This window comes from Streptomyces sp. NPDC006733, from assembly GCF_040636125.1.
In the GTDB taxonomy this organism is placed as follows: domain Bacteria; phylum Actinomycetota; class Actinomycetes; order Streptomycetales; family Streptomycetaceae; genus Actinacidiphila.
In genome coordinates, this window is sequence record NZ_JBEYJD010000028.1 from 1 (window position 1) to 17,081 (window position 17,081).

Genomic DNA, 17,081 nt, shown 5'->3' on the forward strand with positions numbered 1-17,081 from the left:
GCATGGACTCCCTCCTCCGCCTTGCGATCGCACGCACCAGACCCCGCCGACCCCGCCCTCCGGGCGGACGACGCCGATGTGAAGACACTCCCTAGTGGATCTGGGTGATCTCGGGGCCGCGGCGCATCGGGTCGAGCCCGTCGCCGAACTTCGGCCCCTCGCTCTCCTCCTGCGCGATGCCCTCGGGCACCATCTGCGCGTCGGTCGGCAGCTTCAGCACGATCGGGTCGCGCGGCGCCATCGGCGTGTCACCGCGCACCACGACGGTGTCGCGGAAGACCGTCTCCAGCAGGCCGGCGGCCTGCGGCTGCACCGCGCCCTGGCCGGAGATGACGCCGCGCAGGAACCAGCGCGGGCCGTCGCAGCCGATGAAGCGGACCAGCTGCACGCCGTTCGTGCCGTCCGGCAGCTGTACGGGCACCTGGGCGCGCAGCTCCCAGCCCAGCGAACCCTCGATCTCGTCGACGACGCCGCCCTGCTGGGTGATGCCGGAGGCGATCTCGTCGCGGACCTCGCCCCAGATGCCCTCGGACTTCGGGGCGGCGAACGCCTGGAGCTGGACAGCGCTGTCGTTCAGCACCACGGTCGCGGCGACGATCGACTCGCCCGCCACCTCGACGCGCAGCTCCATGCCCTCGACACCGGGCACGAACAGACCGCCGAGGTCGACCCGGCCCTCGCCGGGCTGCTTGACCTCGCTCAGGTCCCACGGCCCGTCGGGCCTGGGGGCCGGCGGAAGGTTGTACCGACCCGATGCGCCGGAGTCGTCGGACTCCCCGGCGTTTTCGGCGTCTTCGGCCAGCTCGTCCGGGCTGGCGCCCTCGAGCTCGTCGAGGGCGTCTTCGCGCTCCTTGCGACGACGACGGAACACGGTCACTGTCCTTCCCGGTCTTCAACGACCGAAGCGAATCCATTACTGGTCAGGCCGTCCGGGGCGCCGCCCACCGAGGCATGCCCCCCGGTGGAGCCGAAGCCCCCGGCGGCCCTGGCAGAACCGGGGAGTTCCACGACCTCGTGGAAGCGGACCCGTTCGACCTGCTGGACGACCAGTTGGGCGATCCGGTCTCCCGGCTCGAACCGCACGCTCTCGCGTGGGTCCAGGTTGACCACGATCACCTTGATCTCCCCACGGTACCCGGCATCCACCGTTCCCGGGGCATTCACGAGAGTCACCCCGCAGCGGGCGGCCAGGCCCGAGCGGGGGTGCACGAAGGCCGCGTACCCGTCCGGCAGCGCGATGGACACGCCGGTGGGCAGCACCGTCCGCTCGCCGGGTGCGAGTTCCGCGCCCTGGGTGGTCACCAGGTCGGCACCGGCATCGCCGGGGTGCTCGTACGCCGGGATGGGCACCGAGGCGTCGAGACGGCGGATGAGGACGTCCACAGGACGCCGCTGCCCGCTCACGGGTTCACCTCGAAGGCGCGGGCGACCTTGACCTGGTCCGGGTCGGACATCGCGGCCTGGATCTCCTCGGGGCGCCCGTTGTCCGTGAAGTGGTTGAGCTTCACTTCCAGGAAGAGCGCCTCGGCGCGGACCGCGACCGGGCCGTCGGGGGAACCGATCCTGCCCTCGGCGGTGCTGTAGATCTTGCGTCCGGCGACCGCCCGGCAGTGCGCGCGCAGGTGCAGGGTGGTGCCGACGGGCACCGGGCGGACGAAGTCCGTCTCCAGCCGGCCGGTCACCGCGATGACCTGCAGCAGCCAGTTCAGCGAGCCGAGCGTCTCGTCCAGCGCCGAGGCCAGCACGCCGCCGTGCGCGAGGCCCGGCGCGCCCTGGTGGGCGGTCTGTACGGTGAACTCCGCCGTGACGCTGACGCCGTCACCCGCACGGGATTCCAGGTGCAGTCCGTGCGGCTGTCCCCCGCCGCAGCCGAAACACTGGTCGTAGTGCGCCCCCAGCAGCTCACCGGGCGCGGGCGCGCCGGGGTGCCGGACGGGCGGGACGGCGTCGGGCGGCGGCTTCAGGCCCGGCCGGCCAGGGCTTTCGGATGCGGTAGCTCCACTCACGCCCGAGACCCTACCCTCCTGCGGGATCCTTTCCCGTCGGCCGTCCGTTGACCCGTACCGGCTTCTACCCCCACTTGACCGGAGCGCACATGAGTCCCAAGTCCGTCGTCGTCACCGGAGCCGGCCGAGGCATCGGCCTCGCCGTCACCCTCGAACTCGCGCACGCCGGATTCGACGTGATCGGCACGGTGCGGACGCCGGAGAAGGCCGAGGCGCTGCGGGGGGTGGTGGAGCGCACGGGGGCGGCGGTGCGCACGGTGCTGCTGGACGTGGCCGACGCGACCTCGTGCGTCCAGGCGTTCACCGAGATCGCGATGCTGACGGACGGCGGCCCCTGGGCGGTCGTCAACAACGCGGGCTTCGCGCAGCCCGGCGCGATCGAGGACGTGGACGACGAGCAGGTGCGGCGCCAGCTGGAGACGAACCTGGTCGCCCCGGCCCGCATCGCGCGGCTGGTGCTGCCGGCGATGCGGGAGCGCCGGGCGGGCCGGATCGTCAACATCTCCTCGGTCGCCGGCCGGATCTCGCTGCCCATGCTGGGCTGGTACTGCGCCAGCAAGCAGGGCCTGGAGTCGGTGACCGACGCGCTGCGCATGGAGACCGCGCCGTTCGGCGTGAAGGTCGTGCTGGTCGAGCCGCGCTCGCACCGCACCGGGATCTGGGAGCGGGGCGCGGAGCTGCTGCCGGCCGAGCGGACGTCGGCCTACCGCGACCAGTACGCCGCCGCCGACCACGTGGTGCGCGACGCCCGGACGCTGCCCGGTCCGCGCCCGGTGGCGCTGGCGGTGCTCAAGGCGCTGAACGCCCGGCGCCCCCTGCCGCGCTACCTGGTGGGCGGCGGGGCCCGCTCGGCGGCGACGCTGGACGCGGTGGCGCCGACCGCGGCGACGGACTGGGCCAAGCAGCTCGCGACCGGTCTGCGGTCCGCCCCGCCGCGGGTGGCGCGGGCGGTGGAGCGGCTGCGCGGGAGGTGACCGGCCGGGCGGCGGACGGCTGCGGGGCGTCTGCCAAGCTGGTGCCATGCAGCCCTACGACGAACGCCTCACCGTTCCGCGCTCCTGGTGGCTCCTGGCCCTGGGGGCGGGGGTGTCGGCCGCGCTGATCCTCTTTCCCTTCGGGGTGCTGGCGATGCTGGCGGGCCTGGCCGGCGGGACGGCGCTGGCGGCGATGGGCCTGAGCTCGTACGGCTCGGCGCGGATCCGGGTGGTGGCCGGCACGCTGGTCGCCGGCGAGGCGCGGATCCCGGTCACGGCGCTGGGCGCCGCGACGGTGCTGGATCCGGAGGAGGCGGTGGCCTGGCGCGGCCGGAAGGCCGATCCGCGCGCCTTCATGCTGCTGCGCAGTTACGTGCCGACCGCGCTGCGGATCGAGATCACGGATCCGGCGGACCCGACGCCGTACGCCTACCTGTCGACCCGCTCCCCCGAGCGGCTGGCGCGGGCCCTGGAAGCCGTCAGAGCTCGATAGCGGGGGGCAGCGGGGTCATGGGCGGCACGGGGCTCGGCAGCGCGTCCCAGGGGATCTGAGCGGCGCGCAGGTCCTTTCTGATCTTCGCTGCCAGCTTCTTGGTGTCACGCCGGTTCATCGCGGCGCCGACGGCCGCTCCGATCATGAACGGGGTCAGCATCGGCAGGTGCCGTGCCGTGCGCTTGACGAGCTGCTGGCGCAGCTCGCGCTTCATCCTGCCGCCGAGGGCGACGTTGACCGAGGACAGCTTGAGCACGTCGATGCCGCGCTGCTCGGTCCACGACCACAGGTAGGCGGTCGCGCGCTCCCGCACGTTGCCGGCCGCACGGAGCCCGTAGACCTCGTGCAGCTCGGCGATGAGCTTGTACTCGACCGCCGCGACGCCGAGCGTGTCGGCTGCCAGCTCCGCGGGCATGGCGGGCGGGGCCGGCAGCATCGCGGCCGCTCCCACGCCGGCGCCGACGGTCATGGTGCCCTTGACGGCACCGGCGATGAGTTTGTCCGCGATCTCCTCGACGCCCAGACCCGGGAACTGCTTGCGCAGGGTGTCCAGGTCGCGCACGGGGATGCGCGGGGCCGCTTCGAGGAGCCGCTCGGCGAGCGAGCCCATGCTGACCCACGCGCCCTTGCCGCCCCTCCTGGCCCCGCTCCGCACCCCGCGGGCCATGGCGGCCGCGAGCGAGGCCGCACGGCCCCGCTCGTCGTCCTCACGGCCCTCCGGTGAGCCTTTCGAGCCCTTCACGGCGAACCCACTGCCTCAGGCCGCGCAGTCGCGGCAGATCGGGTCGCCGTTCTTCGCCTCGCCGGCCAGCTGGCTGCGGTGGTGCACCAGGAAGCAGGTCATGCAGGTGAACTCGTCCGCCTGGCGGGGCAGGACCCGGACCGAGAGCTCCTCGTTGGAGAGGTCGGCGCCGGGCAGCTCCAGGGACTCGGCCTGGTCGAACTCGTCGACGTCCACCGCGGACGTGGACTTCTCGTTCCGGCGAGCCTTCAGTTCCTCGATGCTGTCCTCGTTGACATCATCGTCAGTCTTGCGTGGTGTGTCGTAATCCGTTGCCATGTGTCGCTCTCCCCCTCTGGGTATCTGCTGGTGTCTGCGCACGTAACGCGCGGGAGGCCGGACTTGTGCCCGACCCGAAGCGGAGATTTTGCCTCACATCAAGGCCTGTTACTCAATCGACACCCAACGTCACCCTGGACAGGGCGGTCGCGGCAGTGGTCGATCAGGACCTGCTCGGGTCCGAAGGTCGCACATCACTGGTGCCAACACGTGTACTTCCCGTGATCATGACCTGCGGAAACATGGATTTTCCGGTCTTTTTTCGGACGTAGTGATCACGCAGGGTAGGCGGGGCCCGGCTGACAGGTGTGATCAATCACACCAGCACCCGCTGCTTCGCAGACCGCGAAATTACTCGCAAAGCGAACACGATCGACCCTCACGAGGGAATCCGCGGTCCGTCGCGGACCGCGAAGAACCCCGGCCAACAGGACCGAGCGTGACGGACCCTACAGCGGCGGTCACTGCGGGATGACCAGCCGCATGACCAGGCCACCGCCCTCCCTCGGCTCCGCCGAGATGAAGCCGCCGTGGGCGCGCGCCACCGAGCGCGCGATGGACAGCCCCAGGCCGACGCCCTTGTCGCTGCCCGTGCGCTCCGTACGGAGCCGGCGGAACGGCTCGAAGAGGTTGTCCACCTCGTAGGCGGGCACCACCGGGCCGGTGTTGGCCACTATCAGCAGGGCCTGGCCCGCCTCCGAGGTGGTCCGCACCTCGACCCAGCCGTCGGCCGCGTTGTACCGGACGGCGTTCTGCACCAGGTTCAGCGCGATGCGCTCCAGCAGCACGCCGTTGCCCTGCACCACCGCCTCCCCCAGCTCGCTGCGCAGCTCCACGCCCTTGGCCTGCGCCTCGGCGCGGGTCTGGTCCAGGGCCTGGGAGGCCGCCTCCGCGACGTCCACGGGCTTGCGGTCCACGATCTCGTTGTCGCTGCGGGCGAGCAGCAGCAGGCCCTCCACGAGCTGCTCGCTGCGCTCGTTGGTGGCCAGCAGCGTCTTGCCGAGCTGCTGGAGGTCGGCGGACGCCTCCGGGTCGGACATCTGCACCTCCAGCAGCGTCCGGTTGATCGCCAGTGGTGTCCGCAGTTCGTGCGAGGCGTTGGCCACGAAGCGGCGCTGCGCGTCGAAGGAGCGCTCCAGCCGGTCGAGCATGTCGTCGAAGGTGTCCGCGAGCTCCTTGAGCTCGTCGTCCGGGCCGTCGAGCTCGATCCGGCGCTTGAGGTCGGAGCTGACCACGCCGCGCGCGGTGCGGGTGATCCTGCCCAGCGGGGAGAGCACCCGCCCGGCCATCACGTAGCCGAAGGCGAAGGCGACCACGGTCAGCCCGATCAGGGCCATCAGCGAGCGCCGCAGCAGGGTGTTGAGCGCCAGCTCGCGCTGGTGCTGCATGCACAGGTCCAGCGTGGACTTGAACTGGTCGACGGGGGTGGTGCCGCTGCTGCTGCGCAGGTTGGGACACGCGTCCGTCGGCTCCAGGTTGGCGCTCAGGATGCGGAAGGGCATCTCGCTGCTCTGGTGCAGCGCCTGGGCGGCCAGCAGGTAGATGATCCACAGCAGCAGGACGCCCGCGATCAGGAACATCCCGCCGTACAGGACGGTCAGCCGTATCCGGATCGTCGGCCGCAGCCACGGGGGCGGCGTCTCGGCCGGCAGCAGGTCCCAGCCGGGGCGGCGGGGGGCGGCCCGGTCGGCCGGTGGCCGGGCGGGGGGCGGGGGCGGCGCGGAGTGCGTGGTCACCGCCGGTCAGATCCGGTATCCGGAGCCCGGCACGGTGACGATCACCGGGGGCTCCCCGAGCTTGCGGCGCAACGTCATCACCGTCACCCGCACCACGTTGGTGAACGGGTCGGTGTTCTCGTCCCACGCCTTCTCCAGGAGCTGCTCGGCGGAGACCACCGAGCCCTCGCTGCGCATCAGCACCTCCAGCACCGCGAACTCCTTCGGCGCCAGGTGCACCTCCACGCCCTCCCGGAACACCTCCCGGCGGTTCGGGTCGAGCCTGATGCCGGAGCGCTCCAGCACCGGCGGCAGCGCCGTGGTCGTCCGGCGCCCCAGCGCGCGGACCCGCGCGGTCAGCTCGCTGAACGCGAAGGGCTTGGGGAGGTAGTCGTCGGCGCCCAGTTCCAGCCCTTCCACCCGGTCGCTCACGTCGCCGGCGGCGGTGAGCATCAGGACCCGGGTCGGCATCCCCAGCTCGACGATCTGCCGGCAGACGTCGTCCCCGTGGACGACGGGAAGGTCCCGGTCGAGCACCACGACGTCGTAGTCGTTCACTCCGATCCGCTCCAGGGCGGCGCCGCCGTCGTACACGACGTCGACGGCCATGGCCTCGCGGCGGAGTCCGGTGGCAACCGCATCGGCGAGCAGTTGCTCGTCCTCGACGACCAGTACGCGCAAGGCGCTTTCCTTCCGTGAGCAGTACGAATGTGCCCCCATCCTGCACCGGAGGGCCGTAAATCGGCGGTAAGTGCCGACCGGACCGGAATTCGTCGTCCCCTCGAGGTTTCTGCGTCGCCGGGCCCGGGGAGGACCCGTCGTACACCCACTGACCAAGCCCTGACGCGCTTCCCGACGCGCCGTTATGGGCTTTGACACACCCCGTGTCAACGACGACGACGAGGGGGCGCCAGCTGATGGACGCATTCACCACCGGAATCCTGCAGCGGATACACAGCACAGAATCCGACCTCCACCACGCCCGTGAGGCCGGCGACGAGTTCCTCGCCGAGGTCGAACAGGGCGAGCTCGACGATCTGCGGCGCCTGGCCGCGGAGCACGGCGTCAACATCCAGTCCAAGGTCGCCTGACCGACCGCTTCGACCACGCCGCCCGGCACCCGACCCGGGACGGCGGCGCAGCAGCCGTGGACCCGCCCCGGCACCTTCACGGTGCCGGGGCGTTCGCGTTCCCCGGCACCGGACCGGCCGGAGGCCGGCGGCGGCCGCGAAGGGGCCTCGGCGCGCCTGTGCGGACCGCGCGCGGCCGCGTCGGCCCAGGTCAGTCGTGCCAGGCTCCCAGGTCCTCCAGCAGCCCCTGGAGCGTCTCGAAGAGCCCGGCGCCGGCGGCGACCGTCAGCTCGTGCGACGCGGGCTGCCCCGGTCGGCCGCCGGTGCGCACCCCCGCCTCCCGGGCGAACAGGGCGCCGGCCGCGAAGTCCCACGGGTTCAGGCCGCGCTCGTAGTACGCGTCGAGCCGTCCGCAGCCCACGTCGCACAGGTCGATCGCGGCCGATCCCCCGCGCCGGATGTCGCGCACCCGCGGCAGCAGGGTGCGGACCACGTCCGCCTGCCGCACCCGGCGTTCGGTGAGGTAGCCGAACCCGGTGCCCACCAGCGCGTGCGCGAACTCGGGCACCGGGCGGGGCCGGGCCGGCACGTCGTTGACGAAGGCGCCCTGCCCGAGCACCGCCCGGTAGGTCTCGCCGCGCATCGGGGCCTCGACGACCCCCACCAGCGTCTCGCCGTCCCGCTCGGCCGCGATGCTCACCGACCAGGAGGGCAGGCCGTACAGGTAGTTGACGGTGCCGTCGAGGGGGTCGACGATCCAGCGCACCCCGCTGGTGCCGGTGCTCTCGGTGCCCTCCTCGCCGAGGAAGCCGTCGTCGGGACGGTGCTCCGCGATCAGTTCGGTGATCAGCTTCTCGGCGGCGAGGTCCATCTCGGTGACGACGTCGATCGGGCTGGACTTGGTCGCCGCCACCCCGAGGTCGGCGGGCCGGCCGGTGCGCAGCAGCTCGCCCGCCCTGCGGGCGGCTTCCAGCGCGATCTCCAGCAGTTCGGTGCTCACGGCTCTCCTCAGTCGAGGCCCGCGACGGCGGGCTTGGGGTTGCGGGCCGGGCAGCAGCCCGCCGGGCAGACGTCGTGGCTGGGGCCGAGCGCGCCCAGCGCGCAGGGCCGCACGTTCAGGCCGCGCTCGCCCGCCGCCCGCTCCAGCACCAGGTCGCGCACGGCGGCGGCGAACCGGGGGTCGGCGCCCACGGTCGCGGCGCGCGCGACCGGCAGCCCCAGCTCGGCGGCCCGGTCGGCCGCCTCGGTGTCGAGGTCGTACTTCACCTCCATGTGGTCGGAGACGAAGCCGATCGGCACCATGACGACGGCGGGCACGCCGGCCGCGTGCCGCTCCTCCAGGTGGTCGCAGATGTCCGGCTCCAGCCACGGGATCTGCGGGGCGCCGCTGCGCGACTGGTAGACGAGCTGCCACGGGTGGTCGGTGCCGGTCGCCTCCCGTACCGCGTCGGCGATGACCCGTGCGGTGTCCAGGTGCTGCGCCACGTAGGCGCCGCCGTTCCCGTGGCCCGGCACCGGGCCCGAGGTGTCGGCGGCGGCGGTCGGGATGGAGTGCGTGGTGAACGCCAGGTGGGCGCCGGCCCGGACGTCCTCGGGCAGTTCGTCCAGCGCGGCGAGCACCGCGTCGGTCATGGGCTCCACGAAGCCGGGGTGGTTGAAGTAGTGCCGCAGCTTGTCGACGCGCGGCACCGGACGGCCCTCGGCCGCGAGCTCCGCGACGGCGCCGGCCAGGTCCTCGCGGTACTGGCGGCAGCCCGAGTACGAGGCGTAGGCGCTGGTGGCGAGCACCAGGATGCGGCGGTGCCCGTCGTCGGTCATCTCGCGCAGCGTGTCGACCAGGTACGGCGCCCAGTTGCGGTTGCCCCAGTAGACCGGCAGGTCCAGACCGTGCTCGCCGAAGTCCTTGCGCAGCGCGTCGAGCAGGTCGCGGTTCTGCGCGTTGATCGGGCTGACCCCGCCGAACAGGAAGTAGTGCTGCCCGACCTCCTTCAGCCGCTCGCGCGGGATGCCCCGGCCGCGGGTGACGTTCTCCAGGAAGGGCACGACGTCGTCGGGTCCCTCCGGGCCGCCGAAGGACAGCAGGAGCAGGGCGTCGTAGGGCCCGGCCGCGGGACCGGCCTCGTTGTGATCGGACATGGGTCCGATCCTGCCATTGGTGCGCGACGCCCGAAAAAACGATTGCGCCCCCACGTAACCTGTGGAGGACAGCCCCAATCCTTACCGACACCGGCGACGACGCCGTGGAGTGCCCGTGTCCAGCCCGTATCGCGCGATCTTCGCAGCACCCGGAACCAAGGGATTCTCGGCCGCGGGGTTCATCGGCAGGCTGCCGCTGTCGATGCTGGGCATCGGCGTCGTGACGATGATCTCGCAGGTCACCGGCCGCTACGGGCTGGCGGGCGCGCTCTCCGCGACGCTCGCGATGTCCGGCGCCGTGATCGGCCCGCAGGTCTCCCGGCTGGTCGACCGCTACGGGCAGCGGCGCGTGCTGCGGCCGGCCGCGGCTGTCACCGTAATGGCGGTAGCGGGGCTCCTGTCGTGCGTGGCGTGGCACGCCCCGGACTGGACGCTCTTCGTCTTCTCCGCTCTGGCCGGCGCCACCCCGAGCCTGGGCGCGATGGTCCGGGCCCGCTGGGCGGTGATCCACCACGGCACCCCCGCGATGCACACCGCGTACTCCTTCGAGTCGGTGGTCGACGAGGTCTGCTTCATCGTCGGCCCGATCCTGTCGATCGGGCTGTGCACCGTCTGGTTCCCCGAGGCCGGCCCGCTGCTCGCGGCGTTCTTCCTCGCGGTCGGCACGTTCCTGCTGACCGCCCAGCGCTCCACCGAACCGGTCCCCCACCCCGCCACCTCCCACGTGCCCGGCTCCGCGCTGCGCTCCCCGGGGCTGCAGGTGCTGGTGACGACCTTCGCCTGCACGGGCGCGATCTTCGGCTCGGTCGAGGTCACGACGGTGGCCTTCGCCGACGAGCTGGGCCACAAGGCCGCGGCCAGTCTCGTCCTGGCGGTGTACGCGCTCGGCTCCTGCGTCGCGGGGCTCGCCTTCGGGCTGCTCCGGCTGAAGGGACCCGCCTCCCGGGCCTTCCTGCTGGGCGTGTGCGTGATGGCTGTGAGTATGATCCCGCTCCTACTGGTCGGGAACTTGTGGTTCCTGGCCGGAGCGCTGTTCGTCGCGGGCCTGTCCATCGCACCGACGATGGTCACCACCATGGCCCTGGTCGAACAGCTGGTACCGCGCGCGAAGCTGACCGAGGGCATGACGTGGGTGAGCACCGGCATCACGGTCGGCGTGGCTCTCGGAGCCTCGGTGTCCGGCTGGGTGATCGACTCGTCGGGGGCGGAGGCGGCGTTCGCGGTACCGGCCGCCGCCGGGGCACTCGCCGTGGTGGTGGCAGTCCTGGGGTTCCGCCGGCTGCGGCCGGCGCCGGAGCAGGAGGGGCCGCGTACGCATGAGCACGACGAGCACGACGAACGGAACCGACGGGAAGGCGTGGCGTAACTGGGCGGGGAACGTCACCTCCCAGTCGCGGCGCAGCGTGTCGCCGGCCTCGGTGGACGAGTTGTCCGCCGCCGTCCGCGGGGCCGCCGAGGACGGGCTGACGGCGAAGGCGGTGGGGACCGGGCACTCGTTCACCGCCGCGGCCGCGACCGGCGGGGTCCTCATCCGGCCGGACCGGCTGGCGGCCATCCGGGAGATCGACCGCGAGGGCGGCACGATCACCGTGGAGGCGGGGGTTCCGCTTCACCAGCTGAACGCGGCGCTGGCCGCCGAGGGCCTGTCGCTGACGAACATGGGCGACATCATGGAGCAGACGGTGGCGGGCGCCACCAGCACCGGCACCCATGGCACCGGCCGCGACTCGGGCTCGATATCCGCCCAGATCAAGGGGTTGGAACTGGTCCTGGCCGACGGCTCGGTGCTGACCTGCTCGGAGCGGGAGAACGCCGACGTCTTCGCCGCCGCCCGGCTCGGGCTCGGCGCCCTCGGGGTGATCAGCGCGATCACCTTCGCGGTGGAACCGCTCTTCCTGCTCACCGCCCGCGAGGAGCCGATGGCCTTCGACCGGGTCATGGCGGAGTTCGACCAGCTGACGACGGAGAACGAGCACTTCGAGTTCTACTGGTTCCCGCACACCGACAGCTGCAACACCAAGCGCAACAACCGCAGCCAGGGCCCGCGCGCCCCGCTCTCGCCGGTCAAGGGCTGGATCGACGACGAGCTGCTGTCCAACGGCCTCTTCCAGGCCGTCTGCGCGCTGGGCCGGGCCGCCCCCGGCACCATCCCCGGCATCGCGAAGGTCTCCAGCCGCGCGCTGTCGGCCCGCACCTACACCGACATCGCGTACAAGGTCTTCACCAGCCCGCGCCGGGTGCGGTTCGTGGAGATGGAGTACGCGGTGCCGCGCGAGGCGGCGGTCGGGGCGATCCGCGAGCTGAAGGCGATGGTCGAGGCCTCGGACCTGCGGATCAGTTTCCCCGTGGAGGTGCGGATCGCGCCCGCCGACGACATCACCCTGTCCACCGCCTCCGGCCGCGACAGCGCGTACATCGCCGTCCACATGTACCGGGGCAGCCGCTACCAGGAGTACTTCACCGCCGCCGAGAAGATCATGACGGCGCACCAGGGCCGGCCGCACTGGGGCAAGGTCCACACCCGTGACGCGGAGTACTTCTCCTCGGTCTACCCGCGGTTCGGCGAGTTCACCGCCCTGCGCGACCGGCTGGACCCCCAGCGGCTCTTCGCCAACGACTACCTGCGGCGGGTGCTCGGCGCGTAGGCCGGCCCGGCCCGGCCCCCGGGGCTCAGTTCCGGGCGCCGGGGGACGTGCCGCCGCCCGAGGGGGTCGCGGGGTCCGGGCTCGCCGAGGAGCCCGTGCTCGGGCTGCCGCTCGGCGTGCTCGGCGTGCTCGTGGAAGGAGAGCGGCTCGGATCCGGCGTGGGCGAGCCGCTGCCGCTGCCCGACGGGGTCGGCGTCGGCGACGCGGACCCGGAGGGGGCCGTCGCCGCTCCCGACGACGGGGTGCCGCCCGGGGTGCCGGCGGGATCGGACGCGGGAGGGCTCGGCCGCTCGGACGGCGAGCCGCCGTGCGAGCCGCCGCCGTCGAAGACCGCCGTGACGGACGGCTCCGATCCGCTGGCCAGCTCGATCGTCGTGACGGTGCCCATCGCCAGCACGAAGACGACCACGGCGCCGATCGCCGACCTGCGCCAGCCCCGTCTGGTGGTGCCGTGCACGGTCGCCTCGCCGTACTCCCCGTCCGGCGGGGCGTCCGGAACGCCCTCCCCGCCCGGTGGCGGCAGCTCCTGGAGCAGTCGCGTGGAGCCGGCCCGCGCCCCCGGTTCCGTCCCGGGGACGGAGACCGGCAGGTGCCGGATGGAGACCGTGCGGATCTGCTCGCCGGTCCGCCGGAAGAAGTGCTGGAAGAGCGTGCCGCCCGCGGTGGCCACGATGCTGACCACGCCGGCGCCGATGATCGTCCCGTACACACCGAGCTGCGACGCCAGCAGCGCGGCGGCCACGGCCGCGAGCGCGCTGCCCGCCACCTGGGGGACGCTCAGGTCCAGCCGTCCCCTCGGGGACGTTTCCTCTCGCTCGTCCTTTTCGTCCATATCCATACCTGGGTAGCCGATCTCATCCTCCTTGCACAGAGAAGAGACATTTGGGCGAAGCCAGGAGTTCCACTTACGGAGGTTCTGTGAGCCTCGCCACTCAACTCCCTTGCCACCGGAGAACTTCGCCGACGCCGCAACCCACCTCAGTGGCCCGAATGGAGTACTGTGGCGAATCCTGGCTCCGGCTTCCCGTCCGGTTGCCCGGACCACGGGAGGGGAGCCCGGAGGCGGTGCTCATCCCGGGGTGCCGCGTTTGGTCACTCTGAGTGGCCAACTGTGCACCGTCCCATAACGGCGCGTCACGGCACCTGCCCGACACGCCGGGTAACCCTGCAAGGTTGTGGCGTGCCGCACCTGAGCAGGCCACACTCGTCCAACGGGAGCAGCGACGCAACGTGACGTCGGCAGGCACCACCCGGGAGGTTCCCATGCCCGAACTGCGTGTCGTGGCCGTCAGCAACGACGGCACACGACTGGTGCTCAAGGCTGCAGACAGCACGGAATACTCGCTCCCCATCGACGAGCGACTCCGGGCAGCGGTACGCAACGACCGTGCCCGCCTCGGCCAGATCGAGGTCGAGAGCCACCTGCGGCCACGGGACATCCAGGCACGGATACGAGCCGGAGCCTCGGCTGAAGAGGTCGCCCAGACCGCCGGCATTCCGGTGGAGCGGGTGCGCCGCTTCGAGGGCCCGGTGCTGGCCGAGCGCGCCTTCATGGCGGAGCGGGCCAGGAAGACCCCGGTGCGGCGGCACGGCGAGAGCGCCGGACCGCAGCTCGGTGAGGCGGTCGCCGAGCGGCTGCTGCTGCGCGGTGCCGAGAAGGACACCGTCCTCTGGGACTCCTGGCGGCGCGACGACGGCACCTGGGAAGTCCTGCTGGTCTACCGGGTGGCCGGTGAGCCGCACTCCGCGAGCTGGACGTACGACCCGCCGCGGCGGCTCGTCCAGGCCGTGGACGACGAGGCACGGGCGCTGATCGGCGAGACCACCCAGCAGGAGACCCAGGAGCCGCAGGACTCGAAGGAGCCGCCGAGCTTCCCCTTCGTGCCGCGGATCGCCCGGCTGCCCAGGGACCGCCCGCTGGACCGGGCCCTCGAACGGCAGTTGGAGCGCCCCGACCGGCCGCAGGAGCGCGCCGCCGAACGGGCCGAGGAGGACCGGGACTCGCTGACCAGCCTGCTGGAGGCGGTACCGAGCTTCCGCGGCGACATGGTCGTGCCCGCGCCGCCGGCTGCTCCGCCGGAGACCGCTCCGGCGGAGCAGCCGGAGGAGCCGGCGGCCGAGGAGGCGGCTCCGCCCGCCGCGAGCGCGGGAGCGGGCTCCGCCTACGCGGACGTCCTGATGCCGCGGGCCGTCGCGGGCCACCGCGACCGGCTGGTCGGCACCACGGACCGGCAGGCCGAGGCGGACGGCGTCCGGCCGGGGCGCCGCGCGACGGTGCCCAGTTGGGACGAGATCGTCTTCGGCAGCCGCCGCAAGAAGCAGGAGTAGCCACAGCAGGCGACGGTAAGGGGCGGCGCACCGGGTGCGCCGCCCCTTACCTGTCGCTGCCGACCCCTGCCCGGAGGCCGGTCCCCGCCCTCGTGGATCAGCCCGGCTGCGGGCCGGTGGCCACCGGGCGGTCCGCGTCGGCCGTCCACTCGCTCCACGAGCCGACGTAGAGCGCGGCGGGGATGCCCGCGACGGCGAGCGCCAGCACCTGCTGCGCCGCCGAGACGCCGGAGCCGCAGTAGACGCCGACCTCGGCCGTGTCCTTGGCGCCCAACTCCGCGAAGCGGGCCGCCAGCACGTCGGCCGGCAGGAAGCGTCCGTCCTCGGCGAGGTTCTCCGTCGTCGGCGCGCTCACCGCGCCCGGGATATGGCCGGCGACGGGGTCGATCGGCTCCACCTCGCCCCGGTAGCGCTCACCGGCCCGTGCGTCGAGCAGCAGGCCGCGCCGGGCCAGCGCCGCCGCGTCGTCGGCGGTCAGCAGCGGCGTCGAACCGACCGCGGGGGTGAAGTCCCCGTGCTCCGGCTCCACCGAGCCGGTCTCCAGCGGCTGCCCGGCCGCGGTCCACGCGGCCAGCCCGCCGTCCAGCACCCGCACCCGCGTGTGACCGGTCCAGCGCAGCATCCACCAGGCGCGGGCCGCACCCCAGCCCTGCGCCGCGTCGTAGACGACCACGTCGCGGTCGGCGCTGACGCCGGCCGCGCGCATCGCGGCGCCGAAGACCTCCGGGTCGGGCAGCGGGTGGCGGCCGTTCGCGCCGGGCGGGCCGGCCAGCTCGGAGTCGAGGTCGACGTAGACCGCCCCGGGGATGTGGCCGGCCTCGTACTCCGGGCGGCCGGGAGGGGCGCCGAGCCGGTAGCGGACGTCCAGCACGGTGGTGCCGCTCAGCTCGCTCGCGAGTTCGGCTGCAGCGATAATGGGTTCCATACGTCCATTGTGGGCCTCGCACGCTGGACGTTCGACTGAAAGCCGTCGCGCGGCCGTCGTCCCGAAACGGATGCGGAACACCAAATCGGGCAGGATTCAGCACTTAGGGGTTGGATGCGGCGCGGCCGGGGGGCGCCGCGGGCCCGGTGATGGAACCATCGACTTCGGCACTCCCCCGTATGCCCCGCGCGCCGGCCCCGAGGAGAGAAATTCAATGACCGAGGTACCGAGCCGGCGTCCCCCCGGCACGCCCTGCTGGGTCAGCTTGATGGCACACGATCTCGAAGCGGCGCAGCGGTTCTACGGGGCCCTGTTCGGCTGGGAGTTCCACGAGGGCCCGCAGCACCTCGGCCCCTACGTCCGGGCCGAGCTGGGCGGCCGGCAGATCGCCGGGATCGGCGACGGCCCGAAGGACCGGCACCTGCCGGTGTCCTGGACGACCCTGCTGGCCTGCGACGACGCGGACGTCACCGCGGAGTTGATCCGCGAGTGCGGCGGCACGGTCGGGGTCGGGCCGCTGGACGCCGACCACGAGGGGCGGATGGCGGTGGCGGTCGACCCGTCGGGCGCGGTCTTCGGGATCTGGCAGGCGCAGCGGCACCCCGGCGCCGGCGTCATGGGCGAGCCGGGGACGCTGGCCTGGAACGAGTTGATCACGCGGGAGTCGTCCAGCGTCGAGAAGTTCTACACCGACGTCTTCGGCTACGAGACCGAGACGGAGGCCGCGCCGGACTTCGACTACCTCACCCTGCGGCTGAAGGGCCGGCCGGTGGCCGGGATCCACGGGGTCGGCCCGTCACTGCCCCGCGACCGGGGCGCGCACTGGATGACGTACTTCGCGGTGGCGGACACCGACGCGGCGGTCCGCCGGGTGGTCGAGCTGGGCGGCCGGGTGCTGCAGCCGGCCCGCGACTCGGGCTACGGGCGGCTGGCGACGGTGGCCGACCCCGAGGGCGCCGTCTTCACCGTCATCGACTCGGCCCGCTGACCCCGGCGGTCCGGTCCGCGATCCGGTCCGCAGGCCGGTCGCCGCTCCGGTCGCCGGCCTGGTCCACCGGCAGCACGTCCGGCGAGAGCGCCGCGGCCTGGGCGCTCGCCGCCGTCATCCGCCGGGTGTGGTGGCGGCGGCACAGCACCTCGTAACCCACCTCGCCCGCCGGGCGGTTGACGTCCCCGACGAAGACCTGCGCGCCCTCGACCACCATCTGGCCGTCTATGGTGCGGGCGTTGTGCGTCGCGCGGGCCCCGCACCAGCACAACGCCTCGACCTGCAGCACCTCGATGCGGTCGGCGATCTCGACGAGGCGCTGCGAGCCCGGGAAGAGCTTGGTCCTGAAGTCGGTGGTGATGCCGAAGGCGAAGACGTCCAGGCCCAGGTCGTCCACGATCCGGGCGAGCTGGTCGATCTGCGCGGGCGCGAAGAACTGCGCCTCGTCCACCAGGACGTAGTCGGCGCGGCCGCCGCCCGACAGGTGCGAGACCACGTAGCCGTAGAAGTCGACGTCGGCGGCGGCCTCGATCGCCTTGGTGGACAGCCCCAGCCGCGAGGAGAGCACGCCCTCGCCCGCCCGGTCGTCCCGGGTGAAGATCATGCCCTGCAGCCCCCGGGTCGAGCGGTTGTGCTCGATCTGAAGAGCGAGGGTGCTCTTTCCGCAGTCCATCGTTCCGGAGAAGAACACGAGCTCGGGCATGAGGAGGGCGACGGCCTTTCGGGGAGGACTCTGGGTGG

Annotated in this window: 19 protein-coding genes; 7 read left to right on the plus strand and 12 right to left on the minus strand. The window is 72.7% G+C overall.

The annotated features are described in order from the left end of the window. Positions 1–91 precede the first annotated feature (91 nt). From ABZ721_RS24070 to ABZ721_RS24080, 3 genes are read right to left on the minus strand one after another with little or no spacing between them, the layout of a single operon-like run. Complete coding sequence (locus tag ABZ721_RS24070) at positions 92–871, minus strand: DUF3710 domain-containing protein (RefSeq protein WP_358790748.1); 780 nt, start codon at positions 869–871, stop codon at positions 92–94. Between the two features lie 2 nt (positions 872–873). Then, positions 874–1,404 carry a dUTP diphosphatase gene (gene dut / locus ABZ721_RS24075; RefSeq protein WP_358790749.1) on the minus strand — a complete coding sequence of 177 codons (531 nt, stop codon included), beginning with the start codon at positions 1,402–1,404 and terminating at the stop codon, positions 874–876. Further along, the gene (locus tag ABZ721_RS24080) at positions 1,401–1,964 is read right to left on the minus strand and encodes a PaaI family thioesterase (RefSeq protein WP_358790840.1); all 564 of its coding nucleotides are present in this window, start codon (positions 1,962–1,964) and stop codon (positions 1,401–1,403) included. Before ABZ721_RS24080 ends, dut begins: the two co-directional genes overlap by 4 nt. 131 nt (positions 1,965–2,095) lie before the next feature. Between ABZ721_RS24080 and ABZ721_RS24085 the strand changes: the two genes are divergently transcribed. Next, a complete protein-coding gene (locus ABZ721_RS24085; RefSeq protein WP_358790750.1) occupies positions 2,096–2,980 on the plus strand; it encodes an SDR family oxidoreductase in 885 nt (294 codons plus the stop codon). Positions 2,981–3,026: 46 nt separating this feature from the next. Further along, positions 3,027–3,473, plus strand: a complete 447-nt coding sequence (locus ABZ721_RS24090; RefSeq protein WP_358790751.1) for a DUF3093 domain-containing protein — start codon at positions 3,027–3,029, stop codon at positions 3,471–3,473. On the opposite strand, the gene ABZ721_RS24095 is transcribed toward ABZ721_RS24090, so the two are convergent. From ABZ721_RS24095 to ABZ721_RS24110, 4 genes are all read right to left on the minus strand, one after another. After that, a complete protein-coding gene (locus ABZ721_RS24095; protein ID WP_358790752.1) occupies positions 3,460–4,215 on the minus strand; it encodes a hypothetical protein in 756 nt (251 codons plus the stop codon). The genes ABZ721_RS24090 and ABZ721_RS24095 overlap by 14 nt on opposite strands. Before the next feature lie 15 nt (positions 4,216–4,230). Further along, entirely contained in the window at positions 4,231–4,533 is a 303-nt protein-coding gene (locus tag ABZ721_RS24100; RefSeq protein WP_138356502.1) for a DUF4193 domain-containing protein, read from the minus strand. Positions 4,534–4,994: 461 nt separating this feature from the next. Continuing rightward, positions 4,995–6,188, minus strand: a complete 1,194-nt coding sequence (locus ABZ721_RS24105; RefSeq protein WP_358790841.1) for a HAMP domain-containing sensor histidine kinase — start codon at positions 6,186–6,188, stop codon at positions 4,995–4,997. A gap of 87 nt (positions 6,189–6,275) precedes the next feature. Continuing rightward, positions 6,276–6,929: a response regulator transcription factor gene (locus ABZ721_RS24110; protein WP_358790753.1), complete on the minus strand. Its 654-nt coding sequence runs from the start codon at positions 6,927–6,929 to the stop codon at positions 6,276–6,278. A gap of 236 nt (positions 6,930–7,165) precedes the next feature. Here ABZ721_RS24110 and ABZ721_RS24115 point away from each other — a divergent pair, with 236 nt between their 5' ends. Further along, positions 7,166–7,339 carry a hypothetical protein gene (locus tag ABZ721_RS24115; RefSeq protein WP_283464665.1) on the plus strand — a complete coding sequence of 58 codons (174 nt, stop codon included), beginning with the start codon at positions 7,166–7,168 and terminating at the stop codon, positions 7,337–7,339. Between the two features lie 190 nt (positions 7,340–7,529). On the opposite strand, the gene ABZ721_RS24120 is transcribed toward ABZ721_RS24115, so the two are convergent. Together ABZ721_RS24120 and ABZ721_RS24125 are read right to left on the minus strand one after the other, a co-directional pair. Continuing rightward, complete coding sequence (locus ABZ721_RS24120) at positions 7,530–8,330, minus strand: inositol monophosphatase family protein (protein ID WP_358790842.1); 801 nt, start codon at positions 8,328–8,330, stop codon at positions 7,530–7,532. Next, positions 8,327–9,454, minus strand: a complete 1,128-nt coding sequence (locus tag ABZ721_RS24125; RefSeq protein WP_358790754.1) for a ferrochelatase — start codon at positions 9,452–9,454, stop codon at positions 8,327–8,329. The genes ABZ721_RS24120 and ABZ721_RS24125 overlap by 4 nt, the downstream gene beginning before the upstream one ends. Before the next feature lie 115 nt (positions 9,455–9,569). Between ABZ721_RS24125 and ABZ721_RS24130 the strand changes: the two genes are divergently transcribed. Continuing rightward, the gene (locus tag ABZ721_RS24130) at positions 9,570–10,820 is read left to right on the plus strand and encodes an MFS transporter (RefSeq protein WP_358790755.1); all 1,251 of its coding nucleotides are present in this window, start codon (positions 9,570–9,572) and stop codon (positions 10,818–10,820) included. Continuing rightward, complete coding sequence (locus ABZ721_RS24135) at positions 10,771–12,099, plus strand: D-arabinono-1,4-lactone oxidase (protein WP_358790756.1); 1,329 nt, start codon at positions 10,771–10,773, stop codon at positions 12,097–12,099. Before ABZ721_RS24130 ends, ABZ721_RS24135 begins: the two co-directional genes overlap by 50 nt. A 25-nt stretch (positions 12,100–12,124) precedes the next feature. Here ABZ721_RS24135 and ABZ721_RS24140 read toward each other — a convergent pair whose 3' ends face one another. Beyond that, positions 12,125–12,937 carry a hypothetical protein gene (locus tag ABZ721_RS24140; RefSeq protein ID WP_358790757.1) on the minus strand — a complete coding sequence of 271 codons (813 nt, stop codon included), beginning with the start codon at positions 12,935–12,937 and terminating at the stop codon, positions 12,125–12,127. Positions 12,938–13,362: 425 nt separating this feature from the next. On the opposite strand from ABZ721_RS24140, the gene sepH reads away from it, so the two are divergent. Next, a complete protein-coding gene (gene sepH, locus ABZ721_RS24145; protein ID WP_358790758.1) occupies positions 13,363–14,427 on the plus strand; it encodes a septation protein SepH in 1,065 nt (354 codons plus the stop codon). 97 nt (positions 14,428–14,524) lie between these two features. On the opposite strand, the gene ABZ721_RS24150 is transcribed toward sepH, so the two are convergent. Next, complete coding sequence (locus ABZ721_RS24150; protein WP_358790759.1) at positions 14,525–15,352, minus strand: sulfurtransferase; 828 nt, start codon at positions 15,350–15,352, stop codon at positions 14,525–14,527. A gap of 214 nt (positions 15,353–15,566) precedes the next feature. Here ABZ721_RS24150 and ABZ721_RS24155 point away from each other — a divergent pair, with 214 nt between their 5' ends. Then, the gene (locus ABZ721_RS24155) at positions 15,567–16,340 is read left to right on the plus strand and encodes a VOC family protein (RefSeq protein WP_358790760.1); all 774 of its coding nucleotides are present in this window, start codon (positions 15,567–15,569) and stop codon (positions 16,338–16,340) included. On the opposite strand, the gene ABZ721_RS24160 is transcribed toward ABZ721_RS24155, so the two are convergent. Continuing rightward, complete coding sequence (locus tag ABZ721_RS24160) at positions 16,321–17,043, minus strand: thymidine kinase (RefSeq protein WP_358790761.1); 723 nt, start codon at positions 17,041–17,043, stop codon at positions 16,321–16,323. The genes ABZ721_RS24155 and ABZ721_RS24160 overlap by 20 nt on opposite strands. Between the last annotated feature and the right edge of the window lie 38 nt (positions 17,044–17,081).